The following is a 12,903-nucleotide window of genomic DNA, read 5'->3' as shown; positions in this document are numbered from 1 at the left end:
GCGGCGGCGAAAATGGTTTGCTGGTGCAGGCGGAGCCTTGTCAAGGTTGTCAGGCTATGCGCTCCCTTCCTGAGGCCGATCCCGGCGTGCCCGACCTCCGCAGCCCGCTCCGCTACCTGTGGTGGAACGCGCGGCGGCAGGCCCCGTCCCTGCTGGCGGGCATCAGCTACGCCACCCTCTGGTGGCTGGTGCAGGCGTTGATGCCGGCCGTGCTCGGGCAGGGCATCGAGGCCGTCACCGCCAAGGACACCCAGGCGTTGCTGACCTGGGCGGCCGTCCTGTTCGGGCTCGGGCTGGTGCAGGCGTTCACGGGCGTCATGCGGCACCGGATGGCCGTCTACAACTGGCTGGCCGCCGCCTACCGCACGGTCCAGCTGACCACGCGCCAGGCCGCGCGGCTCGGCGCCACGCTGCCGAAGCGGCTCTCCACGGGCGAGGTGGTGAGCGTCGGCAATTCCGACATCGCTCACATCGGCAGCTCCATGGACATCCTGCTGCGCGGCGCCGGCTCCGTCGTGGCGATCATCACGGTCACCGTGATCCTCATTTCGACCTCGTTGCCGCTCGGCTTGCTTGTGCTGTTCGGCGTGCCGCTCATGGCCGTCGCCGTGGGGCCGCTGCTCAAGCCCCTCCACCGGCGGCAGGCCAGGCAGCGCGAGCTGACCGGCGAGCTGTCCACCAGGGCCGCCGACATCGTGGCGGGGCTGCGGGTGCTGCGGGGCATCGGTGGCGAGCAGGTGTTCGCCGGACGGTACCGGGAGGAATCGCAGCGGGTGCGGCACGCCGGCGTGCGCGTGGCGCGGGTCGAGTCGGTGCTCGAAGGCGCCCAGATCCTGCTGCCGGGCCTGCTCATCGCGATCGTCACGGGCATCGGCGCCTCCTTCGCCGTCGCCGGTGAGATCCCGACCGGTCAGCTCGTCGCCTTCTACCTGTACGCGGTGTTCCTGATCGGCCCTCTCCGGACGCTCACCGAGATGGCCGACAAGCTCACCAAGGGCCACGTGGCGGCCGGGCGGGTGATCCGCATCCTGGCGATCGAGCCCGAGATCAAGGGCGGCAAGGCAAGCAGCGGGGGCGGGGTGCTGCGCGACTCCTACAGCGGTGTCACCGTCCAGCCGGGCGTCCTGACAGCGGTGGCCGCGAGCTCGCCCGAGGACGCCATCGCCATTGCCGACCGCCTCGGCCGCTACGCCGAAGGTGACGTGACGTTCGGCTCGGCCGAGCTGAGCACCCTGCCGGTGGACGAGGTCCGCCGTCGCATCCTGGTAGCCGACAACAACGCCCGCCTGTTCACGGGACGTCTGAGGGACGAACTCGACATCCACGCCTCGTCCGCTCCCATGCCATCGGATCGGGTGCCATCGGTGCCTGTGCCGTCGGTGCCTGTGCCGCCGGTTCCCGTGTCGTCGGATGGTGTGCCGACGGTCCACGCGCCGACGGCCCGCCCGTCGACAGCCGGTATGCCGGTGGGCGGCTCGTCGGTGGGCGGCTCGTCGGTGGTCGGCGCGTCGGCAACTGGCGCGTCGACAACTGGCGCGGCGTCGGTCGGCCCGGCGGCGGTCGGCTCTTCGGTGGGTGGCTCTTCGGTGGGTGGCTCGACGGTAGTCGGCACGTCGATGGTTGATGGGCCAGTGGATGGCGGGTCGAAGGGCGACGGGTCGGAGGGCCCTAGGGCGAAGGGTGATGGATCGGAAGGCTCTGGGCCGGAGGGCTCTGGGCCGGAGGGCTTCGGGTCGGAGCGTGGCGGGTCGGGGGTGGGGGCGTCGGCGTCTGACGCGCCAGAGGGCAACGCGTGGGCGGCGGACCGTGAGGCGGCGGACCGTGAGGCGGCGGACCGTGAGGCGGCGGACCGTGAGGCGGCGGACCGTGAGGCGGCGGACCGTGGATCGGTGGGTCGCGGGTCGGTGGGTCGCGGGTCGGTGGTTGGTGGGGCGGACGGTTGTGCGGTGGCTGGTGACGAGGAGCGGGTGCGGGAGGCGTTGTACGTGGCCTGCGCGGAGGACATCGTCGAGGCGTTGCCCGACGGCCTGGACACCTGGGTGGCCGAGGCCGGGCGGGAGTTCTCCGGCGGGCAGCAGCAGCGACTGCGGCTCGCCCGCGCGTTGGTCGCGGATCCGGAGGTGCTGATCCTGGTCGAGCCGACCAGCGCGGTCGACGCGCACAGCGAGGCGCGCATCGCGCGACGGCTGGCGGAGAGCCGGGCCGGCAGGACGACCTTGATCTGTACGACCAGCCCGCTCGTGCTCGACCGTACCGATCACGTCATCTACGTCGAGGACGGGCGGGTGCTCGCGGAGGGAACGCACCGGCAGTTGCTGGACACCTCGCCGGAGTACGCGTCCACGGTGACCCGCGGGGAGGACTGAGTCATGGCCAGGGAGATCCTGCCGGTCGCGGACCGGAGGCAGGTGCGGGCCTATGCCCGGCGGCTGACGCTGAAGTACCCGCGCCGGCTCGCCTCGGCGCTGCTGCTGCACGCGCTCGCCGCCGTCTCGGGGCTCGTGGTGCCGTGGCGGCTCGGCGAGCTGGTCGAGGACGTCGAGCGCGGGGCCGAGGTCAACGTCGTCGTCGTGGCGGCCGCCCTCGGGGCGTTCCTGCTGGTGCAGGGGCTGCTCATGCGGTACGCCGTGCTGGCCTCGGCCAAGCTGGGCGAGAAGGTGCTGGCCGAGCTCCGCGAGGAGTTCGTGGACCAGGTGCTGGAGCTGCCGCTGTCGACGGTCGAGCGGGCCGGCGCCGGCGACCTGATCACCAGGACGTCGCGGGACGTCGACTCGTTGTCGCGCACCGTGCGGCACGCGGTGCCGGAGACGCTCATCGCGGGGGTGACCTTCCTCATCACGGTGGGCGCGCTGGTGCTCGTCAGCCCCCTGCTCATGCTGCCGATGCTGCTCGCGGGCCCGGTGATCTACCTCTCCACCCGCCGCTACCTCAGGTACGCCCGTGACGGCTACCTGCGTGAGAACGCCGCCTACGCGGACATGACCGAAGGGCTCGCCGAGACGGTGGAGGGCGCCAGAGCCGTGGAGGCGCTTCGGCTGCAGGAGCGCCGGCGGGCGCGTACGGACGGGGACATCGCCCGTTCGTTCGCCGCCGAACGCTACACCCTCGGCCTGCGGGTCGCCTGGTATCCGGCCGTCGAGCTGGGCTACGTCATCCCTGTCGTGAGCGCGCTGCTGGTCGGCGGGCTGTTCTACACCAGCGGTTGGGTCACGCTCGCCCAGGTCACCGCAGCCGCGCTCTACGCCCAGCAGCTCATCGACCCGCTCGACAGGTTTCTCATGTGGATCGACGAGCTGCAGGTGGGCGGGGCCGCCATGGCGCGGCTCCTCGGCGTGGCGAACGTCCCAGAGGACCGGGCGCCGTCCGACGCCCGCCCGGCCGGTGAGCGGCTGGAGGCGGACGACGTCCGGTACGCCTACCGGGAGGGCCGCGACGTGCTGCACGGCGTGTCGCTGACGGTCCAGCCCGGCGAGCGGCTGGCGATGGTCGGGCCCTCCGGAGCGGGCAAGTCCACGCTGGGACGGCTGCTCGCGGGCATCCACGGACCGCGTACCGGCTCGGTGACGGTGGGCGGCGTGCCTCTGGTGGACCTGCCGCTGGACGAGCTGCGCGGTCACGTCGCCCTGGTCACCCAGGAGCACCACATCTTCAAGGGCACGGTGCGGGACAATCTGCTGATCGCGCGGCCGGACGCCGACGACGAGGCGGTGCGGAAGGCGCTGGCGGCCGTGGACGCCCTCGGGTGGGCGCTCGCCCTGCCGGACGGGCTGGAGACCCAGGTCGGGTCCGGAGGGCTGGCCGTCTCGGCCGCCCAGGCCCAGCAACTGGCCCTGGCCCGGCTGGTGCTGGCGGACCCGCACACCCTCGTGCTGGACGAGGCCACCTCGCTCATCGACCCCCGGGCGGCCAGACACCTGGAGCGGTCGCTGGCCGCTGTGCTGGAGGGGCGGACGGTCATCGCGATCGCGCACCGGCTCTACACCGCCCACGACGCGGACCGGGTGGCGGTCGTGGAGGACGGGCGGATCAGTGAGCTGGGGTCGCATGAGGAGCTCGTGGCGGCAGGGGGCTCGTACGCGGCTCTTTGGGCGAGCTGGCATGGCAGCCCTCAAGGTGGTCTCCAAGGCGGTCCTCAAGGTGGCACTCAAGGCCCACGTGGCTCCCAGAGCCCTCGAGGTTCTCTTGAGGCATCGGGGCGGCCTTCCGGGTGACGCTTTCCGCCGTGGCCGGTGGTCGGCTGACGTCTCGATAGGTGCGTGGGCGGGCGTGGCCATTGGCGCTCCGGTGGGTCGCCGGGGGTGGATGTTCTGGGGTGGCGGCGTCACTTGGCGAATGCCCTGGGATGCGGTCAGGGCAATGCCCGGGGCCGGCGGGACTTCGGTGGGGGCTCGCCGGGTCAGCAGGTGGTGCCGGCGGGTGGCACGGTGAGGTCGGTGAAGTAGCGGTTGATGTGGTCGCGGGCGCACTCGTTGGTGCCGTACAAGGTGTGGCCGGGGCCCTCGTGGCGGATGGTGGTGCTGCCCGGGACCTGGGAGAGGGCTCGGGTGACGGCGTCGGACTCGTCCCAGGCGCCCGCGCCCAGCAGCGGCGGGAGGCCCTTGGGGAGCGGGGCGGGCGGGTTGGTGACGGAAGCCGGCCAGCCGATGCAGCCCAGCGTTGCCTCGGCGACCGTGTTGGCCGCGCCGGTGTCGGGGGCGATGCGCTGCAGGCGGGCGGTGACGGTCTGGGCCTGCTTGAGCGAGGTGAAGCGCGGCCAGTCGGTGCACTCGGTGACGCCGGTCGTCTGGTCGGGGTAGCGGGCGCCGCGGGGCGGGACGAAGCCGGAGGCGTCGCCCTTGGCCGCCTCGCGGATGGCCGTGGCGAGGCCGGGCCAGGCCTGCTGGCCCTGGCGGGCCTGTGCCAGGGCCAGGGACTGCAGGTCGCGGGCCTGATAGGCCACGTTGGCCGTGGTGGTGGGGATCGGGGTGCGGCCGGCGCGGGCGAGCAGGGTACGCCACAGGGCCGGGACGTCCTTGCAGTCGTTGGCCGCGCACCAGGTGAAGAAGCGGTTCATGGCGCGTTCGTTGGCCTTGGCCGTCTCCTCCAGCTCAGCCTGCCAGTCGGCGGGGCTGTGGTTCCAGGTGCCGTCGAGGACCATCGTGCGGACGCGGTCGGGGAACAGGCGGGCGTAGGCCTGGCCGTAGAAGCCGGCGTAGGACGCGCCGTAGTAGTTGAGCTTGTCGGCGCCGAGGGCCTTTCTGATGGCCTCCATGTCCTTCGCCTGGTCGGCGGAGCTCATGTGGGCGAACAGCTCGGGGTCCTTGCCGCGGCAGGGCTCGGCGTAGCCGCGGTTGGTGTCGGACAGGCGGCCGAGGTCGGCGTCGTCGCGGGGGAGGGCGGGGATGGGGATGCGGGTCCAGGTGCAGGGCAGGCCCGTGCTCAGGCCCTGGAACTGCTCGCCGTAGCCGCGGGTGTCCCAGGTGATGATGTCCATGCGAGTGCGGAGGCCGGCCCACCAGGCCGGGACGGTTTGCGTGAGGGCGATGCCGGGGGCGCCGGGGCCGCCGTACGCGATCAGGACCGAGCCCTTCGCGCCGTCTGCGCCCGTGGCTTTGAGGCGGCCCAGCTTCAGGGTGAGCTTGCGGCCGTCGGGTTTCTGCCAGTCGATCGGGACCTGGAGGTCGGCGCACTCCATGCCGATCTTGTCGGCCGGGCAGGGCGCCCATGGGAGGGGCGGTGCTGGGGGCGGCGGTGCGGGGGTGGTGGTGAGGAGGGACAGGGCGAGGATGACGGGCTTGAACATGGCGTTCACGATCGCGGATCGGGGGCGGACGGCGCGTCGGACCGGGGTTTGATCTTTTGGGCGGGCAGGTCCTACCAGGGTTTGTCAGACGGTGGGTCCTACCAGGGGTGTCGGACGGCAGGGTCCTGCCAGGGTTGTCAGGCGTGGCGTGGCGTGGCGTGGATGCGGGGGCGGGGGGCGCGGGTGGGGATTGGGGCTTGCGGGGGTGGGGTGGGGTCGTCAGCATCGACGGCGTGAGCAAATGGCAGTGGGCTTGGGAAGGGCTGCTCGGTGTGCTCCTGGTCCTGGGGCTGGGCATGGTCCTGGTCACGGCGCCGACCGGGCACGTGCTCAACGTGCTCGCGCAGGCCGCGCCGCTCGGGTTGATCGCCTCCGCGCTCGCCCTGTCGTTCCGGGCCGGGGTGCCCAACCTGGCGGTGGGGGCCGTGGCGACGCTGTCGGGGGTGCTCGTCGCGACCATGGCGGAGGCGAGCGGGATGTCCCTGGGGGCGGCGCTGGCGTCGGTGCTGGTCGTGGCGGCGGTCGCGGGGCTGGTCGTGGGGGCGTTCACGGTGCTGGTGTCGGAGCCCGCGACCGCGTCCCGAGGCGCGGGGGGATGGGCGGGCGCGTCACCCCTGCCGGAGCGGGGCAACAGGCTCACGCTCCAGGAGCCGGCGGGCGGGTTCGCGGCGCCGGGACGGGCCGGCGGGGCACCCGGGCAAACCAGCGGCGGGGCACCCGGGCAAACCAGCGGCGGGGCACTCGGGCGGGCCGGTGGGGTGGCGGGGCGGTCGCAGGCGTTTCCGATGTCCATGCCCGCCTGGGCCGTCACGCTCGGCGCGGGCCTCGCCTGCGACGCCGTGTCCCTGGCGATCACCGGCGGCCGGACGGTCCCCGTGACGCAGCCGCCGTCGCCGCCGCAGGTGACGTGGTTCGTGGTGTTCGCGGTGATCTCGATGGCGGGCGGGGCGTTCTGGGCGGCGCTGAACGTCCGCGAACGGCTGAGCGACGCGGCGGACGCCGGGGCGAGGCGCATGTGGCTGGCCGGTACGGTGGGCATGGCGGGCTCGGCGGTGCTGGCCGCGCTGGGCGGGTTCGTCCTGCTTGTCCGTCTGGGCGCCGCCCAGCCGGGCGCCCAGGGGACGTCCACCGTCGTGTTCGCGCTGGCCGCCGTGCTGCTCGGCGGCACCAGCCCCGACGGCAGCCGCAGCGCGGTGACCGGCACCCTGCTGGCCGTGCTGATCCTGGCCATCGTCCAGGGCCAGCTCGCCCTGCTGAACGCCTCCGTATGGGTCTTCTACGTGATCCTGGCGGTCGTCGTCATGGCCGGCCTGGTGGTGGGCCGGCTGCTCGACGCCCTCCAGTGACCCCGCGTCAGCCGGTGACGCCCAGGGCCTTCTTCAGGAAGTCCACCTGGAGCAGCAGCAGGTTCTCGGCCACGACCTCCTGCGGCGTCATGTGCGTGACGCCGGACAGCGGCAGCACGGTGTGCTGGCGACCGGCCGCCAGCAGGGCCGAGGACAGGCGCAGCGTGTGGGCGGCCACCACGTTGTCGTCGGCGAGGCCGTGGATGAGCATGAGCGGACGCTCCAGCTTGGCGGCGTCGGCGAAGAGCGAGGAGTTCTCGTACACTTCGGGCTGCTCGTCCGGATGGCCCAGGTAACGCTCGGTGTAGCACGTGTCGTACAGCCGCCAGTCGGTCACCGGCGCCCCGGCCACGGCCGCGTGGAACACCTCGGGCCGCCGCAGCACCGCCAGCGCGGCCAGGAACCCGCCGAACGACCAGCCCCTGATGGCCACCCGCGACAGGTCGAGATCGTCGCCGTACTGCTCGGCCACGCCGTGCAGGGCGTCGATCTGGTCCTCCAGCGCGGGGGTGGCAAGGTCGTTGAGCACCGCCCGCTCGAACGCGGTGCCCCGGCCCGGCGTGCCCCGCCCGTCGGCCACGACCACGGCGAAGCCCTGCTCGGCGAACCACTGGCTCTCCAGGAACGCGCCGCGCCGGTTGAGCACCCGCTGCGCGTGCGGCCCGCCGTACGGGTCCATGAGCACCGGCAGCGGGCCCGACCCCTGCTCGTACCAGGACGGCAGCACCACGGCGGTGGCCAGCTCGCGCCGCCCGGAACGCCCGATCGACACGCGCAGGTCGAGCCCAGGCCGCTCCGCGTACGACGGGATCGGCACCGCCATGCCGTCGCGCCGCACGACCGTCACCGACACGCCCTCGGCGTCGAGGCTCTGCTCGGTCAGCACGCCGACCCCGCCGGACATCCGGCCCGAGAACACCCCGGACCGGGTCGAGACCGGCAGCAGCGAGTGGCCGTCCCACGTCCAGAGCTGGATCTCGGTCGGGTCGCCGCTCGCGCTGAACAGCACGCTGTCGTGGTCGACGTCCAGCACCGCGCGCACCTGCAGCGTGGGCGGCGTCACCGCGCGGTCGCCGACGAAGAGGCGGTGGCCGCCCTCGCCGTTGGCCGCCCAGACCAGCGAGCCGTCGTCGAGGTGCGCCGGGACGCCGCCGACGATGTCGACCCAGGCCGGGTCGGTGTCCTCGCGCACGAGCGTGGTGGCGCCGGTCGCCGGGTCGACGGTGGACAGCCGCATGGTCTTCTGGTCGCGGGTCAGCGTCACGATCGACAGCGCGTGGGAGTCCCAGGCGGCCGTGGCGAGGTACTCCTCCTCGTACGGCACCGCCACCCGCGACCCGTCGAGCCCCAGCACGTACAGCTCGGTGCGGGCGTTGGGCGTGCCGGCGGCGGGGTAGCGCTGGGCCGCCGGGGTGCGGTCCGGGTTCGCCGGGTCGGCGATGTGCCAGACCCGCACCGGCGCCTCGTCGGCCCGTTCGGCCAGCAGCGCGTCGCCCGACGGCGACCACCAGTAGCCGCGCAGGCGGTCCATCTCCTCGGCGGCGATGAACTCGGCCAGCCCGTACGTCACCGTCTCCGACTCCGGCACGGCGAGCGCGCGGTCGGCGCCCGAGAGGAGGTCCTGGACGTGCAGCGCGCCGCCGGTGACATAGGCGACCTGCCGCCCGTCGGGCGACAGCCGGGGGTCGATGACCGCGCCCGGCGTCTCCAGCCTGCGTGCCTCGCCGCCGGCCAGGTCCACCACGTACAGACCGCCGGACAGGGCGAAACAGGCCCGCGTCACCGCCGAGTCGGTGGCGTACGCCACGACGCCGCCCGCCGCCTCCCGGCTGCGCTCGCGCCTGGCCCGCTCCTCCGGCGGCAGGTTCTCCTCGTCGTCGCCACGGAGCAGCCGCGGATCGACGACCAGCCGCTCGACGTGGGTTTCGGTGTCGAGCTCCCACAGGCAGGTCACCGGGTCGGTGCCCGAACGCGTGCGCAGGAAGACCACCCGGCCGCCGTCCGGGGAGATCGTGAAGCCCCTGGGCACGCCCAGGGTGAACCGCCGGGTCCTGGCGGACAGACGCGGGAAGCTCTCACTCATGGGGCCAATCCTGCCAGCAACACGCCCTTGTTACGCTCGTGACCATGACGGACCGACGCCTGCTCCTCGTGCACGCCCACCCGGACGACGAGTCCATCGGCACCGGCGCGACCATGGCCAGGTACGCCGCCGAAGGCGCCCACGTCACGCTGGTCACCTGCACCCTGGGCGAGGAGGGGGAGATCATCCCCGAGCACCTCGCCCACCTGGCCGCCGACCGCGAGGACTCGCTCGGCCCGTACCGGATCGGCGAGCTCGCCGCCGCCTGCAAGGCGCTCGGCGTCGAGGACCACCGCTTCCTCGGCGAGCCGGGCCGCTGGCGCGACTCGGGGATGATGGGCGCGGCCACCAACGAGCACCCCAGGGCGTTCTGGCGCGCCGACCTCGACGAGGCGGCGGGCGAGCTGGTCGAGGTCATCCGCGAGGTACGCCCCCAGGTCCTGGTCACCTACGACGACCACGGCTTCTACGGGCATCCCGACCACATCCAGGCCCACCGGGTCTCGCGGCGGGCGTACGAGCTGGCCGCCGACCCGGCCTTCGGCGAGGGCGAGCCCTGGCAGATCGCGAAGTTCTACCACACGGCGCTGCCCAGGTCCGTCATGCGCCGGTCGGCGGAGTCGCTGCGCGAGGCCGGCACCGGCTTCCTCCTGGAGGACGTCGACGACATGCCGTTCGGCAACCGCGACGAGGACGTCACCACCGAGATCGACGCCCGGCCGTGGATCGGCAACAAGATGGAGGCCATGCGGGCGCACGCCACCCAGATCACCGTCCGCGACCCGTGGTTCGCGCTGTCGAACAACATCGGGCAGGAGGTGCTGGGCGTCGAGCACTTCGTCCTCGCCCTCGGGGTGCCGGGCCGGCCGGCGCCGGGGCCGCCCGTCGAGGCCGGCGGGCTCGGCGAGCCGCACAACCGCGAGAACGATCTCTTCGCGGGCATCCACTAACCTCAGTCGGCATGGAGCATCGCGGCCAGGCCGAGTCGGCGCTGGGTGGAGCGGCGTACGGCATGCTGTTCGTGCTGGGGGTCGTCATGGGGGTCGTGGGCGGGTTCACGCATCCCCTGTGGCAGGCGGGGCCGGTGCCGGGCGGGGCCGTGTTGTGGGTGCTGATGTTGTTCCTCGTCTGCCTGGGGGCGGGGAGGCTGATGCGGGCGCGGCTGGGGGCGGCCGTGGCCGGGGCCGGGTGGCTGCTGGTGACGATGCCGTTCACGGTGCAGCTCGCCTCCGGCGACCTGGTGATCGCCAGCGGCGTCCCGGGGTACGTGTACCTGTACGGGGGGCTCGCGGCGCTTGTCGTGGCCTATCTGCTTTCGCCCTCGTCAGGCGGGGGTTCGTGGCTTCTGCGAGGGTACCCTCCGAAGAACCCGACGTAGCGGCATAAAGTAAACGACGTGCATTCGATTGAGCGGCACGTCGACCCGGACTCGTATCGGAAGGTCATCGGCCGCTTCACCACCGGGGTCGCGATCGTCACGACCCGTGTGGGCGACCTCGATCACGCCATGACCGTCAACTCGTTCACCTCCGTCTCGCTCGACCCGCTCCTCGTGCTGTTCTGCGCCGAGAAGGTGGCCAGGTTCCACGCGGCCGTGCTGGAGGCGGGGGTGTGGGGGGTGTCCGTGCTGCCCGCCTCCATGGAGGACGCCTCCCGCTACTTCGCCCATCGCGGGCGGCCGCTGAGCGGGCAACTGGCGCGGTGGCCGCACCATCGGGGCGAGTCGGGGGTGGCGCTGTTCGACGGGGCCATCGCCACGCTGGAGGCGGCGACGAGCGCGGTGCACGACGGCGGTGACCACTCGATCGTGGTGGGCGGGGTGACGTCGATGGACATGCCCGCGGACGGGGCGCCGCTCCTGTACCACGAAGGCCGCTACAAGCGGCTGTAGCCGGGGCCGGCTACGGGGCTTCCGCGGTGAGCGGGGTCAGCCAGTGGATCTCCAGGTCCTCGCGCAGGTAGTGCATGCGGTCGCGCTGGAACCGGGCCAGGTCGGGCTGGGCGAGATGCGCGCGCAGGTCGTCCCTCGACCGCCAGAGCTCGTAGAAGACCAGCGTGGTGGGGTCGGCGGCGTCGCGGTGGACCTGGTACTGCCAGGCGCCGGGCTCGGCCCTGGTGGGCGCGACGAACGACAGCAGCAGGCGCTCCAGCTCCTCGGCCCGTTCGGGGCGGGGGCGGGCGAAGCCGTGGACGGCGATGGGACCGGAACCCTCAGGTATGACGATTTCCATACCTTCGGAGAGTAGCCAGAGGCCAGGTATGATGCAACTCGTACCTGAAGGGGGTGCTGATGGATCTCGGCAAGGTGCTCGCCGCGCTCGCCGACGACCGGCGGCGGCGCGTGGTGGCCGAGCTCGCCGCCGACCCCGAGGACCGCGAGCGGGCCTGCGGGTCCTTCGACCTGCCGGTCAAGAAGGCCACCCGCACCCATCACTTCCGGGTGCTGAGGGAGGCGGGGCTGGTGACGCAGCGCGATCACGGCAACGGGAGCACGTTGCGGCTACGCAGGACGGACATCGAGCGACGCTTCCCCGGCCTGCTCCGGCTCCTCGTGGACGAACTGGACCGGGACGAACTGGACCGGGACGAACTGGATCAGGGCGAGTTGGACGAGGGCGAGGCGTAGGCCGCGCGCGGCTGGATGGCGGGCATCTCTGGATGAAGGGGCGGGCCGGGCCTGGCTTGGGGCTTGGCCCGGCCCGCGCGGTCACGGTGCCGGTGGGTGTGTCACCGGCGAGCGTCGTTCGTGGTGGCGGCCGTTATTGTGCGGGCGCCGGTGGCGTGGTGGGGGTTTCGGTCGGCGTGTCCGTCGGCGTGCTCGGGGGCGTTTCCGTCGGGGTGCCCGTCGGGGTGTCCGTCGGGGTGTCCGTCGGGAAGGCCGTGGGCTGCTCCGGGAGTGGGGGCGGGCAGACGGGGATCTCCGTGGGGGACACCGGTGGGGACGCCGTGTCGGTCGGGGCGTCGGTCGGGAAGTCGGTCGGGGTGCCCGTCGAGGTGTCGGTGGGAGTGCTCGTCGGGGCACCAGTGGGGGACTGGCTGGGGGTTTCGGGCAGTGTGTCGGTCGGGGTGGGGGTTTCGGGCGGGGTGTCTGTCGGTGGGAGGGTGGCGGGTGGGGGAGCGGGCTGGCAGGTGAACGTTTCCGTCACCGTCGGGCCTGGCTCGGTGACCGTCACCGTCGGGCCTGGCTCGGTGACCGTGACCGTGGGGCCCGGCTCGGTGATCGTGACCGTGGGCAGCGGTGTCAGGGTGACGGTCGGCTTGCCGCGTTTCTTGTACGTGCCCCAGCCCAGCCTCTTGGTGGCTTGGCCGGTGCCGGTCGTGACCGGGATGTCGGTGGTCACGTTCTTGCAGGACCGGCGCTTGCACACTCTCTGCTTGACGCCGAAGACGGCGGCCCCGTCATACTCGACGGAGACGTTCAGATAGGAGTGGCCCCTCTTCTTGACCACCGCCGTGGTCAGGGCATAGTCGGCGGTGGGAGGAGTCTCGCTCGGGATCGGGTCGGTGGCCAGGACCACCGGTGCGTCGATGGGAGAGCTGTCGGTGCGCAGGGGGTCGGCCGCTGAGGTCTGGGTGACGGCGATGCCACCGGCTCCGGCCAGTGCGACGGTGCCGAGCAGCGCGCCCAGGATGGAGAGTTTCATGATCCTGCTCTTGTGGGAGATTTCAGGACCCTGGCCATTATTCCGAGT

At 72.7% G+C, this 12,903-nt stretch carries 11 protein-coding genes; 7 read left to right on the top strand and 4 right to left on the bottom strand.

All coding sequences use genetic code 11. The annotated features are described in order from the left end of the window. The first annotated feature begins 23 nt into the window (after positions 1-23). Both MF672_RS04590 and MF672_RS04585 read left to right on the top strand, forming a co-directional pair. Positions 24-2,366, top strand: a complete 2,343-nt coding sequence (locus MF672_RS04590) for an ABC transporter transmembrane domain-containing protein (RefSeq protein WP_247815160.1) — start codon at positions 24-26, stop codon at positions 2,364-2,366. 3 nt (positions 2,367-2,369) lie between these two features. Next, positions 2,370-4,211 (top strand): ABC transporter ATP-binding protein, encoded by a 1,842-nt coding sequence (locus MF672_RS04585; RefSeq protein ID WP_242372713.1) that lies wholly within the window; start codon positions 2,370-2,372, stop codon positions 4,209-4,211. A 185-nt stretch (positions 4,212-4,396) separates the two neighbouring features. On the opposite strand, the gene MF672_RS04580 is transcribed toward MF672_RS04585, so the two are convergent. Then, the gene (locus MF672_RS04580) at positions 4,397-5,782 is read right to left on the bottom strand and encodes an alpha/beta fold hydrolase (RefSeq protein ID WP_242372711.1); all 1,386 of its coding nucleotides are present in this window, start codon (positions 5,780-5,782) and stop codon (positions 4,397-4,399) included. 233 nt (positions 5,783-6,015) lie between these two features. Between MF672_RS04580 and MF672_RS04575 the strand changes: the two genes are divergently transcribed. Then, the gene (locus MF672_RS04575; RefSeq protein WP_242372709.1) at positions 6,016-7,128 is read left to right on the top strand and encodes an ABC transporter permease subunit; all 1,113 of its coding nucleotides are present in this window, start codon (positions 6,016-6,018) and stop codon (positions 7,126-7,128) included. A gap of 7 nt (positions 7,129-7,135) precedes the next feature. Here MF672_RS04575 and MF672_RS04570 read toward each other — a convergent pair whose 3' ends face one another. After that, positions 7,136-9,211 carry a S9 family peptidase gene (locus tag MF672_RS04570; RefSeq protein ID WP_242372707.1) on the bottom strand — a complete coding sequence of 692 codons (2,076 nt, stop codon included), beginning with the start codon at positions 9,209-9,211 and terminating at the stop codon, positions 7,136-7,138. Positions 9,212-9,255: 44 nt separating this feature from the next. Here MF672_RS04570 and mshB point away from each other — a divergent pair, with 44 nt between their 5' ends. Genes mshB through MF672_RS04555 form a run of 3 tightly spaced genes read left to right on the top strand, consistent with a single transcriptional unit; the run spans position 9,256 to position 11,102 of the window. After that, complete coding sequence (mshB, locus tag MF672_RS04565) at positions 9,256-10,161, top strand: N-acetyl-1-D-myo-inositol-2-amino-2-deoxy-alpha-D-glucopyranoside deacetylase (protein WP_242372705.1); 906 nt, start codon at positions 9,256-9,258, stop codon at positions 10,159-10,161. Between the two features lie 11 nt (positions 10,162-10,172). Continuing rightward, positions 10,173-10,589, top strand: coding sequence for a DUF6113 family protein (locus MF672_RS04560; protein ID WP_242372703.1), 417 nt, complete (start codon positions 10,173-10,175; stop codon positions 10,587-10,589). An 18-nt stretch (positions 10,590-10,607) separates the two neighbouring features. Further along, entirely contained in the window at positions 10,608-11,102 is a 495-nt protein-coding gene (locus tag MF672_RS04555; RefSeq protein WP_242372702.1) for a flavin reductase family protein, read from the top strand. Positions 11,103-11,112: 10 nt separating this feature from the next. Here MF672_RS04555 and MF672_RS04550 read toward each other — a convergent pair whose 3' ends face one another. Further along, positions 11,113-11,442 (bottom strand): putative quinol monooxygenase, encoded by a 330-nt coding sequence (locus MF672_RS04550; RefSeq protein ID WP_242372701.1) that lies wholly within the window; start codon positions 11,440-11,442, stop codon positions 11,113-11,115. A 59-nt stretch (positions 11,443-11,501) separates the two neighbouring features. Here MF672_RS04550 and MF672_RS04545 point away from each other — a divergent pair, with 59 nt between their 5' ends. Next, complete coding sequence (locus MF672_RS04545; protein WP_242372700.1) at positions 11,502-11,837, top strand: ArsR/SmtB family transcription factor; 336 nt, start codon at positions 11,502-11,504, stop codon at positions 11,835-11,837. 133 nt (positions 11,838-11,970) lie between these two features. Here the strand turns inward: MF672_RS04545 and MF672_RS04540 are convergent, their stop codons facing one another. After that, complete coding sequence (locus tag MF672_RS04540) at positions 11,971-12,855, bottom strand: hypothetical protein (protein WP_242372699.1); 885 nt, start codon at positions 12,853-12,855, stop codon at positions 11,971-11,973. Between the last annotated feature and the right edge of the window lie 48 nt (positions 12,856-12,903).

This window comes from Actinomadura luzonensis (genome assembly GCF_022664455.2).
GTDB lineage: Bacteria > Actinomycetota > Actinomycetes > Streptosporangiales > Streptosporangiaceae > Nonomuraea > Nonomuraea luzonensis.
Note: the sequence above shows the minus strand (reverse complement) of the source record. Positions and strands in the feature narration are given on the sequence as shown.

Bases quoted from the DNA above. Each gene is read 5' to 3' on its own strand.
- MF672_RS04560 (WP_242372703.1), top strand. From the start codon at position 10,173: ATGGAGCATCGCGGCCAGGCCGAGTCGGCGCTGGGTGGAGCGGCGTAC.
- MF672_RS04585 (WP_242372713.1), top strand. From the start codon at position 2,370: ATGGCCAGGGAGATCCTGCCGGTCGCGGACCGGAGGCAGGTGCGGGCC.
- MF672_RS04580 (WP_242372711.1), bottom strand. From the start codon at position 5,782: ATGTTCAAGCCCGTCATCCTCGCCCTGTCCCTCCTCACCACCACCCCC.
- mshB (WP_242372705.1), top strand. From the start codon at position 9,256: ATGACGGACCGACGCCTGCTCCTCGTGCACGCCCACCCGGACGACGAG.
- MF672_RS04570 (WP_242372707.1), bottom strand. From the start codon at position 9,211: ATGAGTGAGAGCTTCCCGCGTCTGTCCGCCAGGACCCGGCGGTTCACC.
- MF672_RS04550 (WP_242372701.1), bottom strand. From the start codon at position 11,442: ATGGAAATCGTCATACCTGAGGGTTCCGGTCCCATCGCCGTCCACGGC.
- MF672_RS04545 (WP_242372700.1), top strand. From the start codon at position 11,502: ATGGATCTCGGCAAGGTGCTCGCCGCGCTCGCCGACGACCGGCGGCGG.
- MF672_RS04540 (WP_242372699.1), bottom strand. From the start codon at position 12,855: ATGAAACTCTCCATCCTGGGCGCGCTGCTCGGCACCGTCGCACTGGCC.